This window comes from Vibrio sp. CB1-14 (assembly GCF_040412085.2).
Taxonomy (GTDB): Bacteria; Pseudomonadota; Gammaproteobacteria; order Enterobacterales; family Vibrionaceae; genus Vibrio; species Vibrio chaetopteri.
Genome location: NZ_CP115921.1, coordinates 1,659,496 through 1,682,925 on the forward strand (window position 1 = coordinate 1,659,496; position 23,430 = coordinate 1,682,925).

Genomic DNA, 23,430 nt, shown 5'->3' on the forward strand with positions numbered 1-23,430 from the left:
GATTAAAAATATTGAAATAGTTTTGTTATTGGTGAGGGCGATTCATTCTGTAAACCTAACTGTAAACCAGATTAACTCCTCTCCATATGTTGCATAAAAGATCATCAGTTCCAATGAAATTAAGTGCTCTGCGGCATTAAAAAAGGAGCCGAAGCTCCTTTTTTTTGCATAATCAATGTTACACATTTGTAAATCGGTGTATAACCTGGTTTGCACTTCCGCGCCATTCTAACTCTGGATCGGCGAGATCTTTCTCGAATTTGCCGTCCACCAGCACATCAATAAGATCAACCACTTGCTTTTGTTCTGTACTCAGGTCTGTAAGCACATACCCAGTCCAAAGCCAAATATCCTTTCCTTCACACTCTGCTCGTACACGCTCCACCAGTTTAAGTACAGCGCTCACATTCGCAGGATGAAGTGGATCTCCCCCAGATAACGACAGACCGCGCTTTCTAATTCGACTGTCGTTTAAGTCCGCTATGATTTGGTCTTCAAGCTCTTGGGTAAACAAATGACCAGAATGCAATGACAGAGTCGACTGATTATAACAACCACGGCATTGATGCACACAACCAGAAACAAAGAGAGTACAACGCGTACCAGGTCCATTGACCACGTCGATTGGATGATACTGGTGATAATTCATGGGTTGTGACTCTCTTTACTGACTTCTTTGTTTAACGATTACAGGTGCTTAACGCGGCGTTTAACTTCTTCTTGTTTACCGAAGTTAAAAGGACGAGCATCCGGGCTACCTAGATAGCCACACACACGGCGTGTTACTGACACGCGGGTAGAGTCATGGTTACCACATTTAGGACACGTAAAGCCCTTACTTGTACAGTCAAACTCACCCATGTAGCCACATTCATAACACTCATCAATTGGTGTGTTTGTACCGTAATATGGCACTCGGCTGTAACTGTAATCCCACACGTTCTCTAGCGCTTCGATGTTACGCTGCATATTCGGGAACTCGCCATAGCAGATAAAGCCACCTGACGAAATTTCTGGATACGGCATCTCGAAATCGATCTTGTCGTACGGGTTTACCTTTTTCTGCACATCTAGGTGGAAGCTGTTGGTGTAGTAACCTTTGTCTGTTACGCCTTCAATCACACCAAATTCTTTAGTATCAATTTGGCAGAAGCGGCTACATAGGTTTTCACTAGGTGTGCCGTATAGGCTAAATGCGTAACCTGTTTCTTCAGCCCACTTGTTCACAACTTCTTTCATATGTTTGATGATATCCAGCGCCATATCGCGCATTTGATTATCATCGTACATGTGAGTTTCTGTACCAAAAAGTGCAGTCATCGTCTCGTGGATACCAATGTAACCTAGAGAGATAGACGCACGACCATTTTTGAAGATTGGTGCAATGGAATCATCCGCTTTCAATCGAACGCCACAAGCACCTTCCATATATAGAATAGGTGCAACGCGCGCTTTAACTTTTTCTAGACGACTAATGCGTGTTTCTAGTGCCTTACGAGCCAGTAACAAACGGTCATTCAATAGCTCATAGAACTTATCAACGCTGCCCTTCGCTTTGATTGCGATACGTGGCAAGTTCAAGCTCACAACACCTAGGTTGTTACGACCTTCATGTTGCAGTTCGCCATTCTCTTCGTAAGTATTCAGGAAGCTGCGGCAACCCATCGGAGTTTTGAACGAGCCTGTTACTTCAACCACTTTGTCGTAGTTTAAGATGTCTGGATACATTCGCTTAGATGCACACTCCAAAGCCAACTGCTTAACATCGTAGTTTGGATCCTCTGACTTGTGGTTCAATCCATCTTTAATTGCGAATACCAGTTTCGGGAACACCGCTGTTTTTGCGTTTTTACCAAGGCCAGCGATACGGTTCTTAAGGATCGAAGTTTGGATCAACTTCGATTCCCAGCTCGTACCTAGACCAAAGCCAAAGGTAACAAAAGGAGTTTGACCATTCGCGGTATGAAGTGTGTTTACTTCGTACTCAAGAGATTGGAATGCGTCATAACACTCTTTCTCAGTACGTGATTGAGCGAACGCTTCTGGTTGATGAATATCCCAGTCTTTCGCGATTTCAAAATGTTTGTCGTAGCTTGCTTTTACATAAGGCGCGAGTACTTCATCAATGCGGTTGATCGTAGTACCACCATAAATATGGCTGGCTACCTGCGCAATGATTTGTGCCGTTACCGCTGTCGCAGTTGAAATTGATTTCGGTGTATCAATTTCTGCATTACCCATCTTAAAGCCATGCGTCAGCATGCCTTTTAAATCGATAAGCATACAGTTAAACATAGGGAAGAAAGGTGCGTAATCTAGATCGTGATAGTGAATATCACCCTCATCGTGTGCCTGAACCACATCGCGTGGCAAGATGCGAGTTTTCGCATAGTGCTTAGCAACGATGCCAGCCAGCAGGTCACGTTGGGTTGGAATCACTTTACCGTCTTTGTTAGCGTTCTCATTAAGAAGATCGGCATTGCTCTCTTCAATAAGGCCTTCGATCTCTTTAGTCAGAGCGCTTTTCTTTTCGCGTGAAATATCACGGTCATGACGATACTCGATGTAAGAACGTGCTAGCCCTTTGTATGGACCTTGCATCAACTCGTTCTCTACGAGAGTTTGGATTTCCTGAATATCCACATGTTCGCAATCCTGCAGCTTGAGCTCGACCGCTAACGCTACATTTTTAGCATAGATTTCGAGTTCCTTATCTGCATGTTCCGCCGCACTTACCACAGCAGCTTCAATACGATCCTTTGTAAACGGAGCACGAGAGCCATCTCTCTTGATTACGATTGTTTTCACCCTTTCTCCTTACCCCTAGCATACTCACAGACTTATCCACAAACACACTATATAGGGTTGTTACTTTTTCTTCTGACACAATATATTGTGGTGTATTTAACGAGAAGCACCAACTGAAAGTATTGATTTAGATCAATAAAAACTGGGTAGTGAACAAGAAGAATTCGATCTAAATGAACTGGATCTCATACCGTGTAATTTCAAAATAAGACACGAATTTTTGGTCAAAAACAGTTGCATTTCTGCCAAGGCTTACGGCACATTGCCTGAAAGAAGTTTTATAAATGGCAAGGACAATGATAAGAACAAACAGTTATGAATACTTAGTTACAACCTTATTTGTTGGAATATCTCTTTTTCCTACATTAAGTATTGCGAAAGACGAATCTCTAACTTTGATGACTTGGAATCTTGAGTGGTTAACTTCAACTCCATCTAAAAAATTTCCAACGAGTTATCGTTCCGAAGACGACTTTTCCGCGCTGAAGACACAGTTCATGGGGTTCAGCCCTGATATTCTCGCCTTTCAAGAAGTGGACAGCGTAGAGGCCATTTCTCGGGTTGTGGGATCCGATTACGAAATCTACCTCTCAGACCGGTCATTACCTAACAATAAGCGGCATCAGTTCTCTGGAATAAATCAATATACAGGCTTTGCCGTTCGTCATGGACATACCGTAAAAGACGTCGCTGACTTTCCCCTAAGTAAAGGAGGACGACTTCGATTTGCCTCTGCTATTGAATTAACGTTAGAAGATGGGGCTACGGTTAAGCTTCTTTCTGTTCACCTTAAAGCCGGATGCAGTGGTAAATACACATCTCATCACTCGTGCAAGACACTCAAGCAACAAGGCAGAGTTCTTAACAGTTGGCTTAAGCAGCTAGAATCTAGTGACGAATCGTATGTATTACTTGGTGACTTCAACCACAACCTCGCTTATTCGGGCGACTGGCTCTGGACAATACTCACCAAAGACCTCAATACTGTGCCTAGGCTTACAACGAAGTCAACCAAAGCCGAATGTAAAGTACGTTCTAATCGCACCCCCAACAAGACCCATCAGTTTCGGTCGTTAATCGACCATATTGTCGTCAGTCCCAACTTACGCAGCAGTCCGGCCAGACAAGACGTCATGCCGACCAAAAGTGTTCTCAACTACCAGATGAGCGATCATTGCCCTATTTCATTGATACTGTATAAATAAATAGACATCAGTAAAGATGGCTAAGCTTAGAAGCACAAGAATTATCTGACTTTGTAATCATTGTTGTCGATGCCTCATCGCTTAAATAGGATTATTCCTTTAGACCAAGCTTTAACAACCATCTTCGTGGTGGGCAAAAACCTGTGAAACCACTTTGAATCAGGTTGAAACCGATGAACACCGTAAACCAGACAAAATAGTGACTGACGTAGATGGTAAGAAATAGCGAAATCAAAATCATTGTTCCTGCGAGAATTCGGATACCATTTTCCACTTTCATAATCAACTCCTTAATAAGCCATATCTAATGTAACATTTAAAAATAAAGCCCCGCACCCAAAGCGGGGCCTTCTAGTGAAGGGAGTGTTTTAGACCGTTGCTGTCACAATCCCACGCTTTAGCGCTACGTAATATAAAATTGGGATAACCAATAGCGTCAATACTGTCGATACGAAGATACCGAATATCAAACTGATCGCGAGTCCATTGAAGATAGGGTCATCTAGGATAAAGACAGCGCCAATCATCGCAGCCAGTGCGGTAAGCATAATTGGTTTGGCACGGACGATAGCCGATTCAATCACTGCCTCGCCCAATTCCATTCCATCTCTTAACTGATGATTAATAAAATCAACCAACAGTATCGAGTTTCGAACGATAATACCGGCGAGCGCTATCATGCCTATCATCGATGTCGCTGTGAACTGAGCTCCCAATAGCGCATGACCCGGCATAACCCCAATGATGGTCAATGGAATCGGTGCCATGATAATGAGTGGCACTAAGTACGATTTGAACTGCGCGACCACTAACAGATATATCAGTATCATGCCAACTGCATAGGCAATACCCATGTCGCGAAATGTCTCGTAAGTAATCGTCCATTCACCATCCCAGAAGATCTCGATTCCTTTAAGCCCCGATGGTTGGTCAACAAAGTACTGCTCGGCATTCAGTCCATTGTCCGCTAGGCTCGATGAAATATCGGCCATGCCATAAAGAGGACTATCTAAATCGCCAGTCATATCACCGACAACCATGATCATTGGAACAAGGTTTTTATGAACGATGTAATTATCCATCGCTTGCTCTCTTACCTTAATCAAATCCGCAAGAATATACTGCGTACCCGAAGCAGAGTTTATCTTCATATTCATCACCTGATCCAAACGCACCTTGGCACTCTCTTTGGCCTGGATTTGGATTGGGATCGGATATTTGCTCTGCTCACTATGCAAATAGCTCACCGGCTTACCACCTACCGCCGTCGCGAGTGAATCGACTATCGATGAGTAAGCCACGCCCAAGCGAGAGGCTTTACTGCGATCAATCACTACCTGCCATTTTTGATGTGCTTCTGGTAAGTAGAGATCGACATCCACAATGTCATCCGTCTCACGGAAAATCTCTCTAAGTTTCAACGCGGCTTGTTCACGAACTTCCTGAGTCGGCCCGTACACCTCTGCCAGAATTGGCGACCAAACTGGTGAGCCAGGTGGCACTTCAACTACCTTAACTTTGCCGCCAAATTTCTGTGCGATCTCTACAAGCTTTGGTCTCACTGCGACAGCGATCTCATGGCTCGAACGATCACGCTCTGACTTATCCACCAAGTTAACTTGGATATCCCCTTTTTCTGGTGCTTGGCGCATGAAGTAGTGACGCACTAAGCCATTAAAGTTAATCGGCGCCGCAGTACCTGCATAGATCTGGTAGTCACTGACTTCTTCGACGTCATTCAAAGCATTACTAAGCTCAAACAACACGCGCTGCGTGCGCTCTAGTGAGTTGCCTTCAGGCATATCCAATATCACTTGGAACTCAGATTTATTGTCAAACGGCAGCATTTTCATGACCACGAGTTGCTGAACCGGCAGCCACATTGACACGGCAATCGCCACCAATACGCCCACACCTAACAACATGCGATTGCGTTTTTGTACTCGACTCACGACAAACGGTGACATCACCTTTTTAAAGAAAACCGATTGTTTACTGCTGACTGCTTCTTCGTGGGCATTGCCCTCTTTAAGCAGAATGCGCGCTAACCAAGGTGTTAACACAAACGCGATAATCAGCGAGATCAACATCCCCATCGAGGCATTGATCGGGATTGGGCTCATATACGGCCCCATTAACCCCGATACAAAGGCCATCGGTAACAAAGCTGCGATAACGGTTAATGTCGCCAATATAGTAGGACCACCTACCTCATCAACGGCGCCCGGAATCAGCTCTGCCAGTTTCTGTTTACCTTTCACCATATGACGGTGAATATTTTCCACCACCACAATGGCGTCATCGACCAAAATACCGATAGAGAAAATAAGCGCGAACAGAGAGACACGATTGAGAGTGAAGCCCCAAGCCCATGACGCAAACAGCGTCAGCAACAAAGTGATAATAACTGCGACACCAACAACGACCGCTTCGCGTACGCCCATGGTCACGAGAACCAACAGAACTACCGCGCCCGTAGCAAAAGCAAGTTTACCAATCAGCGTATTGGCTTTATCTGCCGCGGTCTGGCCGTAGTCGCGGGTGACATCTACTTGGATGGTATCCGGAATTAAAGTGCTTTCTAACTGACCTATGCGTTCATCAACCGCTTTGGCGACATCTACTGCGTTCTCACCGCTTTTCTTCGCAATTGCAATAGTCACGGCTGGTTTAATGTCGCTCTTGTCACTTGTCCAAACAACTTGCGTTGGCGTATCTGTCCCTAAATTTATCTCGGCAATGTCTGCCAAATAAACAGGCTGACCATCATGCAAACCAACCACTAACTGTTTCACTTCATCGACGTTAGTAAGGAACTCGCCGATTTGTAGAGGTATGGATTGGTTGTCTTGCGTCAAGCTCAGCATAGGTGATGCAGAATTAGCATCTGGCAACATCTGATTAAGCGAATCAATAGTGACGCCGTAACCTGACATTTTCGCTGGGTCGAGCCTAACATCAACAATCGTTGGCTGACGACCAACCGTGTAGATATCTCGCGTACCTGGAATGCGCTTTAGCTCGGTTTCAAGCCCGTGCGCAACACTGGTGATCTCTTGTAGCGTTGCCGAGTCCGATTTAGGTGATAAGGTCACGTTTACAATAGGCACATCTTCGATACCACGAGGCTTGATAATAGGCTGTCCGACGCCCATGTTCGCTGGCATCCAATCATTGTTGGAATAGAGCTTATTGTATATCTTAACGACGGCTTCGTTTCTTGGAATCCCGACTTCGAATATCGCAACAATCATTGCGCCGCCAGGTTGAGAGAACGAGTATATTTTGTCGATGCCGTTGATCTCCGAGATAATTTGCTCAGCCGGATTGGTGACTAAACTCTCGACTTCTCTAGGTGAGGCACCTGGAAACGGAATATAAACATCAGCAAAAGTGACATCAATTTGCGGCTCTTCTTCTTTGGGCGTAACAGCAATCGCCATCAAACCGAGCAACAATGCAACTAAAGCCAATAAAGGCGTCATTGCCGATGACTGGAATGCGGCCGCGATGCGCCCCGAAATCCCCATCTTATCGTTTTCTGTATCGTGACTCATACTGCCCCCTACTTCTCAGCCAAGAAGCTGACTACATCGGTGACGATCTCATCACCCACTTCTAGACCACTAAGTACTTCAAGTTGACCGTTACGCGATTGACCAACACGCACAGGATTCATTGTGACTTTTTCACCTTCCAAACGATAAACAACACTCAACTCGCCACGGCGAATGACGGCTGATTCTGGAATTTCAATCGACGGTCTATCATCATAAGTAAAGGCGACCTTCACCCACTCGCCTGGCAGTAAATTTTGTGGCTGCTCAAGAAGCTCAAGACGAAGGCGGAAAGCACGAGATTTTTCATGAGCGTAATTGAACAGTTTCGCCTCATAAGGCTCAAGGATCTCTCCATTTAGAGTGGTTATAGAAAACTGACTGGCATCCTCTACCTTTTCGCGATAGCGCTGAGGGATTTCTGTTACCACTCGAAGCGGAGACAATGAAAAGCCAGTCATCAATTGGCTACCTGGTGCGACGGTTTCACCAAGTTCGACATGACGTTGAGTGACAACACCGGTATACGGAGCGCGTATGCTGGTGTAGCCCAATGATTCTTTGGCCTGCGCGACAGCCGCTTTCGCTTGCTTGACTTCGGCAACGGAAGAGCGCGCTTCAGCTTCTGCTGCATCTAAACGCTCGCGCGAAATTGCGCCCTTGGGAAACAGGTCGCGGTAGCGCTTCACTTGAGCCGTTGCTTTGATGTTTTGCGCATTGGCGCTGTTAAGCTGAGCCAACGCCGCATCCAGTGACGCAGATTGTTGCTCTGCGCTGATTTCCAGTAACACATCGCCTTGATTGACGATGTCATTCACATCAGCATTCACCGCCACTATTCTTCCGGATGTTTGTGCCGAGAGCGTACCGCGATTCACGGCTTCTACTGTTGCGTCTAACTCAACAACGGAATCAATGTTGTTTACTTCAATAATGGTGGTGTCATAAGCGCTTGCTGTTGCGCTGAATACTGCGCTAGCAATCACTGCCCACTTTAGAAAGCTGACTTTCATATTTACCTCATTATCATTAATTAGTTAAATCTAATATAAACACATTCATTAGCAATGTCTAATTCTTTTGTTTAGATTTTGCTAAATTAAAGTACTGATGATGACTTCTTATGTGACTGGTTGAATTATAGGCAATAAAAAAGCCCGGTTTTTCAACCGAGCTTTCAAATTCTAATCTTAATATCAGAAAGTTAACTAGACGCCTAATGAAAGGCTATGACTGTTTGGCCATATTGACTTGCTTGTTCTTACCTAACAATACATCACCAATGAACATTCCTACCAACATGGCAAAAACAAAACCAACAATCCCCAGATTGCCATTAGCGATAGAGGAAATGGCGGGGCCAGGACAAATACCTGCTATGCCCCAACCCAACCCAAATAGCGCTGACCCGCTTAGTAGTTGAACATCAAGTTTTTTGTTCTCAGACAGGCAAAACTGATCAGTACAAACTGGCTCAGCTTTACGACGAATAACAAGCCAATAGCTAGGCGCAAACACCAATAGCGCTCCACCCATAACAAAAGCTAGGTCTGGCGACCATTGTCCGAAAATATCTAGAAATGCCATCACATTGGCAGGATCGCTCATGCCAGAAACAATCATACCCGCGCCAAACAAAAAACCACTAATCAATGCAATCAATCGAAACATGGTCATCTCCTATAATACGTGCAGCATAATGGTAGTGGTTGCCATCGCGACCGCCATGAAAGTCATAGTCGCAGCGATTGAACGTTTAGAGAGACGCCCCATACCACAAATACCATGACCACTGGTACAACCGTTACCAAGCTTAGTGCCAATACCGACAAGTAAGCCTGCCACCAGTACTAGCGGGGTAGAAACCACCATAGCCACTGGTGCTATGTTTAGCGCTTTAGCTGAAACAACGCCACCTAAAATCATTCCAAGTACGAACAATATACGCCAGCTTGTATCACCCTTACGGCCTTTATAGATACGACCAACAATACCGCTGATACCCGCAATTTTGCCATTGAACAACAGCAATAACGTGGCCGATACGCCTAAAAGCATGCCGCCGAGCAAAGATGCCCAAGGAAATGTAAACTCCATACTTACCTCTTGAATTTCAAACTTAAAATTGATTTAAGTTGCAAAATTCATCCGAAAAATTTTGCAAGTTAAACCAGCTACAGATAGAAAATTAAGTACGAGGCTTAGTGGCAGTAAAGATTATGAAGCTGCTGAATCAGTCCCACCACACGTTCATCTTTAAGCGCATAATAAACGTGTTGCGATTCTTTGCGAGATGTCACCAAATCGGCCTTCTTTAACACCGATAAATGCTGTGAGAATGCAGATTGGCTTAAATTCGAATTGGCTTGTAGTTGCCCAGCTCCCTGTTCACCTTCAACTAATTGGCACAACACAAACAAGCGATCTGGATGAGCGAGCGTCTTGAGTACTTCCGCTACGTCCACTGCGCGTTCTTTCATTTGCAGTAAGTCCACTTTGTTACCTCTGTGTGTTGATATGATGTCGTCATTATCTACACACTCATTTATTTAGTCAATGCTTAATTAGTATTTCTATATTTAGATTAAAATACATTAGACAAAGCTAATTTTAGTCGTTATAGTGGCTCTCATTCACGATTAACATGCATTTTGGATAAGCATCCAAGACAAGTAATGAGGTAAGGTATGACTAAGATCGTAATTGTAGGTGGTGTTGCTGGTGGTGCTTCTGCTGCTGCTCGTGCGCGACGTTTAAGCGAAGACGCTGAAATTATCATGTTAGAGCGCGGTCCTTTTGTGTCGTTCGCGAACTGTGGTCTTCCTTACCACATTGGTGGTGATATTAAAGACCGCTCTAAGCTACTTTTGCAAACTCCAGAGAGCTTTCTAGCGCGTTTTAATGTTGATGTGCGCGTGATGAATGAAGTCGTATCAATCAACCGTGCCGACAAGACTGTCACCATTAAAAACCTAATTGATGCCAGCGAATACAATGAGTCTTATGACTTTTTGCTACTAAGCCCAGGTGCTGCGCCATTCATTCCAGCGATCGCCGGTATTGATAACCCTCTAACCTACTCGCTGCGCAATATCCCAGATATGGATCGCATCATTCAAACCATCCAAACCAACAAACCAAAGCACGCAACGGTTGTGGGCGGAGGATTTATCGGTTTAGAAATGATGGAGGCGTTCCACCAGCTTGGTATTGAAACCACTCTTATCGAAATGGCCGATCAAGTTATGACGCCAGTAGACAAAGAAATGGCGGGTTTTGCACATGCAGAGATCAAACAGCGCGGTATTGACCTCCGTTTGGGCGTTGCTCTGGAGTCAGTTGAGTTTATTCCGGAAGAAGACAATACTGGCAAGCTTGCGCTTACCCTCAATAATGGCGACACATTGAGTACTGAGCTGCTCATCATGTCGATCGGCGTTCGCCCAGAAACGAAGCTAGCACAAGAGGCGGGCTTACAGTTAGGTGAACTTGGCGGCATCTACACTGATAGCAGCATGCAAACCAGTGACCCTGCTATCTTTGCTGTAGGCGATGCTATTGAAGATACAGATTTTGTCACGGGCAAATCAGGGTTTGTTCCACTAGCGGGACCTGCCAACCGTCAAGGCCGCATGGCTGCGGACAACATGCTTGGCCGTTCTGAAACCTATCAAGGCACTCAAGGTACGTCGATAGTTAAGATCTTCGATCTCGCAGTAGCTTCAGTAGGTAAGAACGAGAAGGTACTGAAACGTGAAGGTATCGCTTACGAAAAGGTCTACGTGCACACAGCTAGTCACGCCGGCTACTATCCTGGCGCAGAGATTGTATCTCTAAAAATGTTGTTTAGCCCTGAAACCGGCAAAATCTTAGGGGCGCAAGCCGCGGGTAAAGACGGTGTAGATAAGCGTATTGACGTACTGGCAGTCGCGCAGCGCGCAGGCATGACGGTTGAGCAGCTTCAACACCTGGAACTTACCTATGCGCCTCCATACGGAAGTGCTAAAGATGTCATTAACCAGGCTGCGTTTGTGGCGAATAACATCCTTAAAGGTGATGCAACGCCAATCCATTTCAATGAGATTGATAACCTAACGGAAGATCAGATCCTGTTGGACGTTCGCAACCCAGGCGAACTGGAAAACGTTGGGTTTATTGAAGGTGCTATTAACATCCCTGTTGACCAACTACGTGGACGCATGAATGAGCTACCAAAAGACAAAGAGATCGTGATCTACTGTCAAGTAGGACTTCGTGGCAACGTTGCGTATCGTCAGCTTGTCAACAATGGTTTCAAAGCTCGAAACTTGATTGGTGGCTACCGCACCTACAAGTTTGCGCAAGCTTAATCGTCGGTCCAACATTACTTAACTAGACGTAAAAAAGGAGCACCTCGGTGCTCCTTTTAAGTTTGTGTCAGTCTCACTCAATTAACCAAACAGCTTCTTCCAAATACTCGGATTGCGCTTGTCATGATATTCAAGACGGAGACTATCGACTTCGCGCAAAGATTGCTTTGCGGCTTCTAGATTGCCCTTTTTAAGCTCCGCATCAACATTATCAATTGCTAGCGAAAGCTTTTTGAACCCCTCTAAGTAAAGATCTGCTTTTTCTGGTGGGTAATCGCCTTGTTTAGAATCTGCAATCAATTGATCAAGTTCAGCAATCGGGGTTTGCATCGCTTCCACAGACTGTGCTTCTGCAGCCTGTTTAAACGCGAGTTTCATCGCTTGCATGTTCTTTTTAAGGTCAACACCACCTGATGCCATTGGTGACGTAGAGATAGCAATGCAGAGGGTCATCAGACTGAGAAGTTGAACTGGTTTAGCGAACGTTTTCGTTTTTATAAGCGCTGTCGTTGTCATTCTATATCCTTTTGAGAGCAAAAGACCCCAGCTTCCTGAGGTCTTAGCCATTGTACTCGAAGTTCCTGCAACAACGGGACAAAAAATTGCATCAAAACATGTAACGTTTGCGCTACACCGATTTACTTAAAATTCGCTGAACTCAGCGATAGGCTCTCGACCTCTAAGAGCTAGGAAATCGAGAAATTGGCGCGCAGATGCTGTAATGATTTTCTCAACAGGCATTTCTACTTCAGTGAGCAATTGGCTAGTCAGTTCGAACTCACCAATTGTGTCATAAAAATGAGAGTCACTCCCGGTCGTAATATATCCGCCTGCCGATTTCACCGCTCTGGCAATCTCATAACAGCGGTCAACACTCCCGACTCGGCTATGCCCTTTCAGTGTTGAGTTATTAATTTCAATAGCAACATGATGCTCCGCGGCACACTTTGCAACGGCAGCAAAGTCAAAATCAAAGTTTGGGTTACCTAAATGACCTAAGGCATCGATGTTACCGCTTTTAATCACGTTAATGAGCGCTTCGGTGTGTTCTTCTTTGCTAGCCGGTTGAAACACGGGTTCATGAAAACTGCCAATAATCCAGTCGAGCGCCTTGTATGATGTCGGATTAACGTCAATCTCACCCTGAGTATTCAGAATGTTGGCTTCAATCCCGCGAATGATAGCGACACCAGAAAGAAACCTAGGAATCACTCGTTGGTTTGAGAAAAACCAAAAGTGCGGAGCGCCTGGCATGGACTCTGCGTGATCCGTGGTACATAGAATTTCCAATCCATTGGCCTTTGCTGCCTGAGCATTCTCGGTAATGGTGCTGTATGCATGACCGCTGGCGTAGGTATGCGTGTGCGTATCAACCACAAACTTCATTCTTCTCTCCTCGATAAACCGATACTTTGATTAAGTATCGGTCACTGATATTGCAGTTTTGTTCTAGATCCTTTTAAACTCAACGCTACTATTGACAACAATGCGTAACTAGAAGAAATCGATGGAGCCGCGTCCGCTATTAGGATCTTTACTGCCCTTTTGATTCGATTTGCTTGAGTTTGATTTGTTCGACTTATTGGTTTTTTCTGACGATTGACCAGGCTTGTTGGACTTCGTCTTTTTGTTGTTTTGTTTGTCTTTTTGCGGCTTGTTTTGTTTCGATTGCGCAGCTTTTGGCTCAGGTTTTCTCTCTACCTTAACCTCTTCTGGCTCGCTAGCTGGCTGGTCACAAACAACAACGTAGTACTCTTGGTTAAATTCAAAGAAGTCACCATCGTACATTTTGCGGCGCTTGCGCGTTTCCAGTTCACCATTTACAGCAACATAACCTTCAGCAATAAAGTGTTTCGCTTCACCGCCACCACCCACTAAATTAGCAACTTTAAACAGTTTATATAGCTCAATAGGATGGCTTGAGACTTCGATTCCGATGGCTTCAATTTCGATCTCTTCGCCTTCTTGATCGTCAAATTCTTCGGGCTCGTTTAGGTATTCTTGATTCATTGTCTTTATCGCTTGTGGCTTTTTTTGCATTGTACTGCCTTGGCTATCGACAAGCTATTAAAAAGCCTCGCAATAGCGAGGCTTTTTGTCTTTTACCGATACGTTACGTATCTATCTAGTACGCTTTTTACCAAGTTAAGTTCTCACTTGAGGCGTTCACCAGTTTTTTCACTGGATCATTGCCATCATAAGTCCATATCTCTACTAAAAATGCCCCTACGTGTTCTGCAGCATTAAAGTTAAGCTCCGCTTTACCGTTTCGCAGTGCTTGCGACGCTACTTTACTCTCGTAGTTAGGTTCTAACTCGCCGGATGACTTTTCAACAAACTCTGTATAGATCGAAACAAACGCTCTGCCATTTACATCGTTAGTGGCGTCGACTATCAATGAGTACGCTTCTATGGGTTGGTAGTCAAAATCATCAGGGATCGACAAATCTTCCATCGTTCTTTCTGTGACTACTACTGGCGTTGGCGCTGGTACTGGAGCCGGTGCAGGGTCTGGTGCCGTCGCCGGTGGTGTCGATACACTGCCACCTGAGTCGCTACCGCCACCGCCGCCTCCACAGCCGACTAACAGCCCAAGAGAAATTATTGAGGTTACTGTAAGTGCTTTCATGATATTTCTCCTATGGGATGTAGCATTTGTCAGGGGTTGCGAATTGCGATTCAAACCAGTTTTCCGCTTGCTCACCGCTCGATTCCGCGTACGTTGCATACTGTGGATATGCCGCTAATAGATCCGTGGTTTCCGTTGGCCATAACCACTCGTCGTTAACCATAATTGCCCAAGGCAAGTTTTCGGCTGTTTTGAAATAGGTGTTGGTAGAAGCATTACTGACATCTCGTCCAAGACCTGCGAATAAATCAGCGTCGAATTGCTCAGTTGGTTCGTAGTTTGGCAAGTGAACTTCCCATTTTCTTCCTGGCTGGAAGTACCCTGCCCCATGGTAGTAATCTGGAGTTGCAAAGATAAATGGGTCATATGGCATAGACATCATCGAAGAGGTATTAGTACCGTCTTTAACGTTTACATGAAGCGTAAAGTTGAGCTGTACATCTTCTGCGCCACATGACATCAATGTACGGTGGAAGTCACAACCATCGAGTTTGTACACTGTCGTATCTTCACTAATCACGAAAATGGCTTCGTTCGATATCTGTTCTAGACCGCTGGTCTCAGACTGAACGTCATTTTTGATTAAGCGCGTTGTATCAGTATCAATGTCACTTCGGTTAAGTCCTTTAAGACGAAGCGCGAATCCATTGTGATATGACGCTCCTACCGCTCCTAGGTAACCGTCGATTTTAGATTTGACGACATTGCCATCACGAAGGATTTCTGTAATTCGGTAACTGACAACCACATCATTCATGTCGTAGTCCGCGGTATAAGGCCAGTTATCCTCAAAAGCAACGGTCACATAATCTGTTGCGTTAGGATAGTAGCGTACTGACAAGCCGTCACCCGTTACGGTTAATGGATGGTCTTCCACCTCACCCGATAGCGCGCCGCCAGCGTATCCTAACCCTTCCTGCTGACTAAAACGGAAACGACTCCAGGTCGTACCAATATAAGCCGCTGCATCGACGGTAAACACTAAGTTGTTGTTTCCCGCTTGTAGCTGCCTATCTGCAAATACCTGCTCTCCCTCATCCGCAAAGTCACCATCTTGGTTCCAATCAAACCATGCTGATAGGTAGCCTGTAGTGGAGGCATTGACCGCGATAATGCTATCGAGACCTGGTTCAATAGCGGTGACAAAACCCACACCATCTTCATCATCCAAACCCGTATCATCATCCGCTAAATTATTTACGCGACCATCTTGCTCTCCATCCGGCTCTGAATCACCAAGCCAAGTTACCCCATCACGTCCGTGCCTTGGTCCATTGTCTGCCAATTTGGTTTGGTAGGTCGTTGGTGCATCACCAAAATCAACCTGTGAGTCTTCATCAATGATTGGGGCGTTGGCACAGCGAGCACCATCGTTTTGGTTTGAATTCGGCCCAAAAGCAAACAATTGTGCCGTCACGTTGCCGTTTCCAATGTCAGACGCGTTATCTGGCGACAAGTCGATTCGAAAAATGTGGCCATCGGAATTACGTGATACATAGTAGTAGCCATTGACGTCAAAATAGCCAGCTCCAAAAGTCCCTGTCACTCCAGTATCACCAATGTACGTCTCCTGTCCGGTTTCAACGTTAAAAGAGTAAAGCCCGCCTGAACCGTTATCGATACCATAAAGCTTGCCATCACTTGGATGAAAAGCGAAATCCGTTAGATTGACAACGCCTCGTGTTGTGACTCGCTCGACGCTCAGTACTGCGCTCGGATCACTGTTTAACGGTGTAAGATCCACCTTAAACAACCCTTTGTTCTTACGATATAGGTAGTAAACACTTTCATAAACATCGCCGACAAAAAAGGTATGATCCGTAGGTAGGCCAGAGGTGTTCAGTATTTCAGCCTGAAAATCACCGCCAAGTCGCACCAAACGTTTGTTTGTGGTGTCGTAGCCGTAGATGTAACGCCCATCAAAATCAAAGCCCACACCATTGATGTTTGCATTTAAACCGGTATCTCCTTGCAGTAGGCTCGATTGGCCGGTAACTAGGTTAACGCCGTAAACTTGAACCGGAGTCGATTGAAAAAGATAAGCTTTACTCGGACAGGTATCAAAAGGTGCTGCTTGGACGCTTGTCGCCAGCAACGTTGCAGCAAGACTGCCTCCGATCCCTGTGAGTGTTTTGACTTTGTTTGCGAGTACCATGAGTTATTCCCTATGCTGATGGCTTAACTCTAGAGATACAAAACACGTGCCAAAACTTAAATTGTTTAATATCAGAAAGTTACACTACAGCTGATACATATTTTTAATATGAGAATCAATTTGAACTGCTCGATGAAGAATGTGGTACTTTCATGGTGTGATTTATCCACCGAAACGCAGACTTTAAAACTGGCACTAGACCACCAAACACAATCATTCCAATACCAAACATCTGCATAGTTGAAAATGAGGTGTCAAAAAGAGCAAATTGGAAAATGGCAGTAAAGATCAAGTTGGTGTAAATAAGTGGCGCGACCTGAGTATTGGTTTCAGCCGATTTGTAGGCTTGGTAGCGACAAACTTGTGTGTTAATGATCATCACAGTAAGTAGCAAAATAACCATCATCGTTTCGACACCTAGCCATTTAAAAGCCACCGTAACCAGTTCTGCCGACATCCCTAGCGACGAGTAATAGAAAATACCAACTGGGGTTAATAACATCCCTGCAAGTAAAAACGTCCAAGCGTTGTTCTCAACGCCCGACAACTCACCTTTGGATGCCCTATGTAGGCTGAGCTGCGATCCTGCATTAAACACACCTGCCATCAACCCTATGATGAGCTCTGTTTTTAAAGTAAAGCCTTCGGTATCCCCGGCAAGAAAGATCACGCCCAAAAAGGTAATAATTAGAGCCGCAATGGTCTGTATCGAAAGTGGAATTCGGAAAAGAAACTTTTCGAACAGTGCTATGAACAGCGGGCCGGTTCCGAACAACACCACACTTTCTAACAAAGACAGTTTACCTAACGCATAGATAAAGCAAAACTGACAGGCGGCGATACATAAAGATCGAATCATCAATACACGGTGCATTGATGTCGGCGGAATACGAAGACCACGGACTGTAAGAAAAGCAAACAATACAATCGCAGGCATCCAAAACCGCAACAGCGTTATTTCAACAGCAGCAAACTGAGTGGCTAAGTATTGAGTCACGAGCCCTGTTACCGCTAAGCTAAGTGTTGAAAATAGCATATACATAATAGCTTTAGTGTTGTGACTGACTCGCACGTTATCCCCTACTGCTGTTTTCTAGTTTATTGGTATTGTAGTGAGGGGCGTCACTGAAAAATAGCGAGTTTTTGTTAACTATGCTGTAAGTAAAACTTACATAAATGGATCGAATGATGAAGCAACATGTCGCGTTAAAATCACTTTATTCGTTTGTCGCTGTCGCTGAATTAGGAAGTATGACGATGGCGGCTGAACGACTTTTTGTTAGTCATTCCGCTGTCAGTCAAGCCATCAAAAGCTTAGAGACCCAGCTAGATACTAAGCTGTTTCACCGACTAGGACGCACCGTATCACTCACTCGTGAGGGAAAAGCGTACTATCGAGAAGTCGCGCCTGCACTAGAAAAAATAGTACAAGCGAGTGAAACCTTGCTAAAGCGCAAGCACGATGAGCGTTTAACCATTAACATGGTAAACTCCCTCGCGCTCCATTGGTGGATCCCTCGCGTCGAAAAACTACAGCAAGCAATTCCAAACCTTGATGCCAGAATTTCTAATCTAATAGGGCCGTTCGACCTAGAACGAGAAGGTGTGGATGTCGCGATCGTCCATGGCAAAATTGATGATTGGCAACAGTATTACTGTGAAAAGCTAGGTGATGACGAGTTAGTTATGGTCTGCAGCCCTAGCCTTTTAGAGACGCTACCTTCAGATGATTTAACAACACTTGTCAGCAATAACCCAATCATCTGGGTAACCAATGATCGGCGTAAACACGACTGGGAGGTTTGGAGCCAAGCCCATGCGCTTTCGATTCCAAGCTCGCCACGTTCACTCACGTTCAATGCATCAGTTCAAGCGATCCACGCCGCCATTCGTAGCTTAGGTCTATTAGTGACACATCGACTGTTTATCAAAGATGAAGTGGACAATCAGTTATTGGTAGAGGTGGGGAAAGCGGTCGTCAATCCACACCAAGAATACTACTTCGCCTGCCCACCCGAAAAGCTTAAGCTAGAGAGTACATTAGCACTGAGAGGATGGCTTAAATCAGAGTTCGCCACCAGCAAGCAATAAGACGTAGCTTTTAAACGCCCTATTGCCGCATCACACTATCGTTATACTTCTTGAGCTAGGTAGTATTGATTTTTCCCTGCTCTCTTGGCCTGATACATGGCTTGATCTGCTGCCGTAACGACTAGCGTCAGTGGTGTCTTAGACTCTTTCTTCCACGACACGACACCGATACTCGCTGACACATGACAATGTTGGCCATCGATAACAATGGGCGTTTTCAAAAGATAGAGCAATCGTTCAAGGTGTATATCTAGTTTACCGTCTTCTTCTAGGCCAATTAAGAACTCATCGCCAGACAAGCGTGAGACTAATGAGTAGGCAGGCGCACCTTCCTTGAGTCTGTTGGCGACAATCCGTAACAACTCATCTCCTGTCGCATGTCCATATTTATCGTTGATTGCTTTGAATCCATCAAGGTCGATAAACAGTACCCATTGGTCACGGTGAGTCATATGCTTATCTTTTAGTATCTGAAGAGCGGCTGTTCGATTACTTAGTCCCGTTAACACATCATGACTCACTTGGTAGTGTAATCGCTGAAGTTCTTGCTCATGAGTGAGATCTCGTAGTGTCACTAAGACCGCTTCTACCCTACCTTTTTGAGACTTAAGTACACGTACTTGTACATGACAAGGTATTCGCCTTCCAGTAAGTAGGTCAATATCGATATGGTTTTCAACCCGCTCTTTAATTAACAACCGTTTCATATCTCGACGTGAAAAGCGATCTTTACTTTGCAACTCAATCTCAGTAAAGGACTGGATTGATCCGAACCAATTTCCGGCGGCAGAGTTCATCATTGACACCCTACCATGGCGATCCAACACCAGCATGGCATCCATATTTTGTTCAAACACCAATTCAATGAGTGATCTGCGCTGCTCACTAATATAGCGATCAGTAAAGTCCTCAAATTGCACTAGTGCATGCGCTTCAGACTCTAATGGATGGCAACTTACCATATATCGGCGATCAGAATGATGCTGATGAAGCTCTACCGACTCAACAATATTCTGATTGGTAATCGCACTCACTATGTTGTCGATACCAACTCTTGGGTTAAATCGACTTTCTAGCAATGTTCTCGCATTCCTGCTCATTTGCAGATCCTGGATCTGGTTGTCAGCAAACGGATTGCTATAGATGACATCAAGGCTCGGCGACACCACCAAGATACCCTTTTCCATAACGTCTAATGCGCGAATAATGTATCGGTTTTTGCCTTCTAGCTGCTCCAACGCTTTGCTTAGTTGGAGCTCTCGCTCAACTAGGCTTGCCACCATCACATTGAAACATTGGGTAAGTTTTCCAAGCTCATCATTTTGACATACTGGTAACTCGCGTTGACGTATTCCCTCTTCAATCACCTGTTGCATCGATTGATGCAATGAGTTTAGAGGCATGACAATTAGAGAGTGCATCACTTTCGCGAAACGCCATGCGAACAAGGAGAGAAGCAAAGACGTTGAAAATAGAGCAATCCACATTTGGCGTTGCTCTAGCATCAACCTTTCGTGTGATACCCAAACACGTAACTCGCCAAGATTTTCCTCTCCAAGACGTATTCGCTGAGTTTGGCTTTCAATTGCGATATCGTCACAAAGCACTGTTTCAAACTGCCAACGACAACCAGCAGGGAGCCGTAAAATTTTGGCGAGCTCTGCTACCTCTGCATCATCAACGACCGCAGCTAAAATGTCTGGGTCAAACGAAAGGTTCGACAGTTGCTGTTCAGCAGATAAGCTGTCGTCGAACATCATTGCCGCTTGCAATGTGTTCGCAACGCCCTGAGACAGTATCGTCACCCGTGTATCTAGTGCTTTCTTTTGGTAATGAGTCAAAATCAAGATCGTGCCGACACCGACAATAAACACTAAAAACGTGGAAATAAGCCAAGTAGGCAATATCATTTTATATCGCAACGGCAGCGAAGCAATCCGAGCTAACATTATTATTTTTCCTCTGCCAGTTCCGAAATCGCTAATAGTTGAGCGCGAAGTCGAACACCCGATTTCTCTATGTTATTTCGCGAGATCAATGGTTTAATTCGATTATTTACTTTAATAAACGCCAACATACCTCCTAGTGACACAAACTGGACTCCAGTACCTATTGTCAAGGCGTGCGGGTATCGCTTTGCTAACTCAACAACGTGTGCACGATCTTGCCCATCAACATACAAAATATGGCAAATCGTTGACTCTGTCTTATCACTTTGCGACAGGTCGATGAAACGAGCAGATGATGATTTACTTGCGATAATTTCTGACAAGTAATCACCTATCGAAGATTTTCGAGTAATGCAGTATTGCGTGACTTTGTCTGACGCTTCCCTTGGCCAATCCGCAAGCATAGGAAAGCGGTATAGATACACAGCTTTAAGCTGGTCGTCGCTCACCGCGGCCCATGCACGACTTGGCGCCCAGCTCAGCCATACCACAGTAATCACTAGAAGGCGCCAACTAAACCTGCCTTTCATCATCGATGCTCACTTTGAGGATCCCAGTAGCGCCATTCAACCTGCAACCAATATTGGGTATCGTTTTGGAAAGGACCATAGGCTTGAGGATATTCATAGTTTTCATAAGCACCCAGGTTTTCAACCGTGGCGGTGAAGCGAGGCCATTGACGAGAATGTTGCCAGCTAAGCGCTAGATCAAGATTCACTACATGCGGCCAACCATTTTGTTCAATCGTTCCGACATTGCTCGGCACGTCAGTGGCCGACACGTATTGCAAAGCACTACTCACCCACCACTGAGGGGAGATATCCCAAATAGCTTGAGCGTTGATAAAATGATTGGGCTGATTTTCTAATGCCTTTGCTACTGCAGAGTTCGCCTCACAGATGTTTCCGCTGCAGTAGCCGAGGATCTTTTTGTAGCTATAGTTTGCATTAAGCTGGAGATTTGAAATAGGTTGCCATTTTGCTGACACCTCACCACCATAGGTTCGCGTCCAGAGCGGATCGACGTATTCTGATGTGTACTGCTCGAAGACAGTTCCCACGCTTCCTTCAGATGCGCCACCAGGGATTACCCACTGCTGTGCACCAGTACCTGCGTATGCGCGAATATTCTCGTGAATGCTATAAAAGCCATTCAGGTTCAACTGCAGCTTTTCACCATGCCAAAAGCGGTATCCCGCTTCTATGGTGTCGACCGTTTCTACTTTAAGCTGGTTATTGCCTTTGTAGAGGTAGCTATAGTAGTAATCGTAACGATTGCCGTCACTGAAGAGTGCGTTTTCAACATAACCGTTTTGACGGAATGTGGTTGAACGCTCCAAACCTGACGGCGTCACCACAGCAGAACCCCAACCTGCCCAAAGTGTCTGAGTATCAGCCAGTCTATAATTCAAACGGACTTGAGGCTGGGCATAGGTATCATCCGTTATGTTGTGGTATTGCCAACGATTCCCCAGCATTAGCGTGACAGCATCCGTCACTGGAATGGTCCAGTTCGCATAAATACCATAGCTCTGATTTAGATAACTCGGTTTGTCTGCAGAACGCAGATATGGGGCAGTAACTTGATCATATCTAGAGTACTGATGGAAACGTTCTTGAATCAAACGAACGTTCCCACCAATCATCAACTGTGTGCCCCACAGATCATCGAACAAATAGCGGCTGTCCAAATCAAAGCGCACAAAATGGGCGTTTCTATCTGGACCATCGTTGTCGCTGTACGTTAACCAAAGGTCGCTTTCTATGCGGTCATTGTTGGCTCTCTCATATATATGCGAGCCCCCTGCAAACCACTCCTGTGCGATCATTTTTTGTTCGTAATATTCATGTGCTGGGCGCTGTGGGAAAAACAAATGAGGATTGTAGTTAGCCCATAAATAGTCTTCCTCAGATCGAATACCACCAGCTTGTACATTGAGCGTATGATTTAAGAACTGATAATCAATACGAGCACCAAACCGACCAGTCACGACGTTATAATGCTGCTGGGATTGCACCTTGTCTTCGGTGCTCGCCCATGGTTTATGCTCCAAGTATTCAGCATAGCCACTAACATGCGATGAATCACCGATTTGACCGCCGTGATGCAGTTTTACCTCTTTGTAACCATAATTACCAAGGCTGGCAGATACTTTTCCTTTGGGAGCGTTTTCAGCATCCAGAGTGATAATATTGATAACACCATTGACCGCATTGCCGCCCCAGATGGTTCCTACTGGGCCAAGAAGCACTTCAATTTGAGCAATATTGTCCATACTGACAGGAATAAGATCCCAATCGACACCTGAGAACATGGCATTGAGCACGCTTCTGCCATCGACCATGACCAGCAAACTATTAGTTAGCGCTTGATTCGAGCTTTGGGCAGAAATACCCCAGTCATAGTTGGAGAATTTAGCGACATGCAAACCTGGAGCTAAGGCAAGTGCATCGGCAACCGAGCGCGCACCCGAACGATTTATCTCTTTAGCGGTTATGACATAAACTGCAGCAGGCGTATCGGCTAGGCTTTGTGTGCTTCGAGTACTGGACATCACTTTGGTTTCTGCGAGGGACGCTAATGGCATATCCAGTAGTGACATAAGATCTTCATCTGCCCACGCTGAAGAAGCAATCAAACTACATAAAAACAAATGGTTATGGAAAAACGAACGCATTTACCAACTC

General features: G+C 45.1%; 20 protein-coding genes. 3 read left to right on the plus strand and 17 right to left on the minus strand.

The annotated features are described in order from the left end of the window. Positions 1-178 precede the first annotated feature (178 nt). Positions 179-649, minus strand: coding sequence for an anaerobic ribonucleoside-triphosphate reductase-activating protein (gene nrdG, locus PG915_RS23235; RefSeq protein ID WP_353499330.1), 471 nt, complete (start codon positions 647-649; stop codon positions 179-181). A 38-nt stretch (positions 650-687) separates the two neighbouring features. After that, a complete protein-coding gene (nrdD, locus tag PG915_RS23240; RefSeq protein WP_353499331.1) occupies positions 688-2,808 on the minus strand; it encodes an anaerobic ribonucleoside-triphosphate reductase in 2,121 nt (706 codons plus the stop codon). A 284-nt stretch (positions 2,809-3,092) separates the two neighbouring features. Between nrdD and PG915_RS23245 the strand changes: the two genes are divergently transcribed. Further along, the gene (locus PG915_RS23245) at positions 3,093-4,013 is read left to right on the plus strand and encodes an endonuclease/exonuclease/phosphatase family protein (RefSeq protein ID WP_353499332.1); all 921 of its coding nucleotides are present in this window, start codon (positions 3,093-3,095) and stop codon (positions 4,011-4,013) included. Between the two features lie 91 nt (positions 4,014-4,104). On the opposite strand, the gene PG915_RS23250 is transcribed toward PG915_RS23245, so the two are convergent. From PG915_RS23250 to PG915_RS23275, 6 genes are all read right to left on the minus strand, one after another. Beyond that, positions 4,105-4,293: a YgaP family membrane protein gene (locus PG915_RS23250; protein ID WP_353499333.1), complete on the minus strand. Its 189-nt coding sequence runs from the start codon at positions 4,291-4,293 to the stop codon at positions 4,105-4,107. Between the two features lie 88 nt (positions 4,294-4,381). Beyond that, positions 4,382-7,570 carry an efflux RND transporter permease subunit gene (locus tag PG915_RS23255; protein ID WP_353499334.1) on the minus strand — a complete coding sequence of 1,063 codons (3,189 nt, stop codon included), beginning with the start codon at positions 7,568-7,570 and terminating at the stop codon, positions 4,382-4,384. Between the two features lie 8 nt (positions 7,571-7,578). Continuing rightward, positions 7,579-8,583 (minus strand): efflux RND transporter periplasmic adaptor subunit, encoded by a 1,005-nt coding sequence (locus tag PG915_RS23260; RefSeq protein WP_353499335.1) that lies wholly within the window; start codon positions 8,581-8,583, stop codon positions 7,579-7,581. 214 nt (positions 8,584-8,797) lie between these two features. Next, on the minus strand, positions 8,798-9,241 hold the full coding sequence (locus tag PG915_RS23265) for a YeeE/YedE family protein (RefSeq protein ID WP_353499336.1): 444 nt from the start codon (positions 9,239-9,241) through the stop codon (positions 8,798-8,800). 9 nt (positions 9,242-9,250) lie between these two features. Further along, positions 9,251-9,667: a YeeE/YedE family protein gene (locus tag PG915_RS23270; protein WP_353499337.1), complete on the minus strand. Its 417-nt coding sequence runs from the start codon at positions 9,665-9,667 to the stop codon at positions 9,251-9,253. A gap of 104 nt (positions 9,668-9,771) precedes the next feature. Then, a complete protein-coding gene (locus PG915_RS23275; protein ID WP_353500200.1) occupies positions 9,772-10,050 on the minus strand; it encodes an ArsR/SmtB family transcription factor in 279 nt (92 codons plus the stop codon). A 207-nt stretch (positions 10,051-10,257) separates the two neighbouring features. On the opposite strand from PG915_RS23275, the gene PG915_RS23280 reads away from it, so the two are divergent. Next, on the plus strand, positions 10,258-11,919 hold the full coding sequence (locus PG915_RS23280; RefSeq protein ID WP_353499338.1) for an FAD-dependent oxidoreductase: 1,662 nt from the start codon (positions 10,258-10,260) through the stop codon (positions 11,917-11,919). A gap of 81 nt (positions 11,920-12,000) precedes the next feature. On the opposite strand, the gene PG915_RS23285 is transcribed toward PG915_RS23280, so the two are convergent. The 6 genes from PG915_RS23285 to PG915_RS23310 all read right to left on the minus strand — a co-directional run bounded on the left by PG915_RS23285 (position 12,001) and on the right by PG915_RS23310 (position 17,745). Beyond that, complete coding sequence (locus PG915_RS23285; protein WP_353500201.1) at positions 12,001-12,372, minus strand: cytochrome b562; 372 nt, start codon at positions 12,370-12,372, stop codon at positions 12,001-12,003. Positions 12,373-12,561: 189 nt separating this feature from the next. Then, a complete protein-coding gene (locus tag PG915_RS23290; protein WP_353499339.1) occupies positions 12,562-13,305 on the minus strand; it encodes a phosphatase in 744 nt (247 codons plus the stop codon). Positions 13,306-13,413: 108 nt separating this feature from the next. Next, on the minus strand, positions 13,414-13,929 hold the full coding sequence (locus PG915_RS23295) for an RNA-binding S4 domain-containing protein (RefSeq protein ID WP_353500202.1): 516 nt from the start codon (positions 13,927-13,929) through the stop codon (positions 13,414-13,416). A 127-nt stretch (positions 13,930-14,056) separates the two neighbouring features. Further along, on the minus strand, positions 14,057-14,548 hold the full coding sequence (locus PG915_RS23300; RefSeq protein WP_353499340.1) for a hypothetical protein: 492 nt from the start codon (positions 14,546-14,548) through the stop codon (positions 14,057-14,059). Positions 14,549-14,558: 10 nt separating this feature from the next. Continuing rightward, on the minus strand, positions 14,559-16,703 hold the full coding sequence (locus PG915_RS23305; RefSeq protein WP_353499341.1) for an LruC domain-containing protein: 2,145 nt from the start codon (positions 16,701-16,703) through the stop codon (positions 14,559-14,561). Positions 16,704-16,818: 115 nt separating this feature from the next. Continuing rightward, entirely contained in the window at positions 16,819-17,745 is a 927-nt protein-coding gene (locus tag PG915_RS23310; protein WP_353500203.1) for a DMT family transporter, read from the minus strand. Positions 17,746-17,891: 146 nt separating this feature from the next. On the opposite strand from PG915_RS23310, the gene PG915_RS23315 reads away from it, so the two are divergent. After that, complete coding sequence (locus PG915_RS23315; protein ID WP_353500204.1) at positions 17,892-18,794, plus strand: LysR substrate-binding domain-containing protein; 903 nt, start codon at positions 17,892-17,894, stop codon at positions 18,792-18,794. A gap of 41 nt (positions 18,795-18,835) precedes the next feature. Here the strand turns inward: PG915_RS23315 and PG915_RS23320 are convergent, their stop codons facing one another. The 3 genes from PG915_RS23320 to PG915_RS23330 are packed head-to-tail and all read right to left on the minus strand — an operon-like array spanning position 18,836 to position 23,420. Further along, positions 18,836-20,743 (minus strand): diguanylate cyclase domain-containing protein, encoded by a 1,908-nt coding sequence (locus PG915_RS23320; protein WP_353499342.1) that lies wholly within the window; start codon positions 20,741-20,743, stop codon positions 18,836-18,838. Positions 20,744-20,745: 2 nt separating this feature from the next. Continuing rightward, a complete protein-coding gene (locus PG915_RS23325) occupies positions 20,746-21,276 on the minus strand; it encodes a YfiR family protein (protein WP_353499343.1) in 531 nt (176 codons plus the stop codon). Then, positions 21,273-23,420 (minus strand): TonB-dependent receptor plug domain-containing protein, encoded by a 2,148-nt coding sequence (locus PG915_RS23330; protein WP_353499344.1) that lies wholly within the window; start codon positions 23,418-23,420, stop codon positions 21,273-21,275. The genes PG915_RS23325 and PG915_RS23330 overlap by 4 nt, the downstream gene beginning before the upstream one ends. Positions 23,421-23,430 lie beyond the last annotated feature (10 nt).

Bases quoted from the DNA above. Each gene is read 5' to 3' on its own strand.
- PG915_RS23330 (WP_353499344.1), bottom strand. From the start codon at position 23,420: ATGCGTTCGTTTTTCCATAACCATTTGTTTTTATGTAGTTTGATTGCT.
- PG915_RS23245 (WP_353499332.1), top strand. From the start codon at position 3,093: ATGGCAAGGACAATGATAAGAACAAACAGTTATGAATACTTAGTTACA.
- PG915_RS23320 (WP_353499342.1), bottom strand. From the start codon at position 20,743: ATGTTAGCTCGGATTGCTTCGCTGCCGTTGCGATATAAAATGATATTG.
- PG915_RS23315 (WP_353500204.1), top strand. From the start codon at position 17,892: ATGAAGCAACATGTCGCGTTAAAATCACTTTATTCGTTTGTCGCTGTC.
- PG915_RS23290 (WP_353499339.1), bottom strand. From the start codon at position 13,305: ATGAAGTTTGTGGTTGATACGCACACGCATACCTACGCCAGCGGTCAT.
- PG915_RS23280 (WP_353499338.1), top strand. From the start codon at position 10,258: ATGACTAAGATCGTAATTGTAGGTGGTGTTGCTGGTGGTGCTTCTGCT.
- PG915_RS23300 (WP_353499340.1), bottom strand. From the start codon at position 14,548: ATGAAAGCACTTACAGTAACCTCAATAATTTCTCTTGGGCTGTTAGTC.
- PG915_RS23310 (WP_353500203.1), bottom strand. From the start codon at position 17,745: ATGTATATGCTATTTTCAACACTTAGCTTAGCGGTAACAGGGCTCGTG.
- PG915_RS23255 (WP_353499334.1), bottom strand. From the start codon at position 7,570: ATGAGTCACGATACAGAAAACGATAAGATGGGGATTTCGGGGCGCATC.
- PG915_RS23275 (WP_353500200.1), bottom strand. From the start codon at position 10,050: ATGAAAGAACGCGCAGTGGACGTAGCGGAAGTACTCAAGACGCTCGCT.
- PG915_RS23305 (WP_353499341.1), bottom strand. From the start codon at position 16,703: ATGGTACTCGCAAACAAAGTCAAAACACTCACAGGGATCGGAGGCAGT.
- PG915_RS23295 (WP_353500202.1), bottom strand. From the start codon at position 13,929: ATGAATCAAGAATACCTAAACGAGCCCGAAGAATTTGACGATCAAGAA.
- PG915_RS23265 (WP_353499336.1), bottom strand. From the start codon at position 9,241: ATGTTTCGATTGATTGCATTGATTAGTGGTTTTTTGTTTGGCGCGGGT.
- nrdG (WP_353499330.1), bottom strand. From the start codon at position 649: ATGAATTATCACCAGTATCATCCAATCGACGTGGTCAATGGACCTGGT.
- PG915_RS23260 (WP_353499335.1), bottom strand. From the start codon at position 8,583: ATGAAAGTCAGCTTTCTAAAGTGGGCAGTGATTGCTAGCGCAGTATTC.
- PG915_RS23325 (WP_353499343.1), bottom strand. From the start codon at position 21,276: ATGATGAAAGGCAGGTTTAGTTGGCGCCTTCTAGTGATTACTGTGGTA.
- PG915_RS23285 (WP_353500201.1), bottom strand. From the start codon at position 12,372: ATGACCCTCTGCATTGCTATCTCTACGTCACCAATGGCATCAGGTGGT.
- PG915_RS23270 (WP_353499337.1), bottom strand. From the start codon at position 9,667: ATGGAGTTTACATTTCCTTGGGCATCTTTGCTCGGCGGCATGCTTTTA.
- PG915_RS23250 (WP_353499333.1), bottom strand. From the start codon at position 4,293: ATGAAAGTGGAAAATGGTATCCGAATTCTCGCAGGAACAATGATTTTG.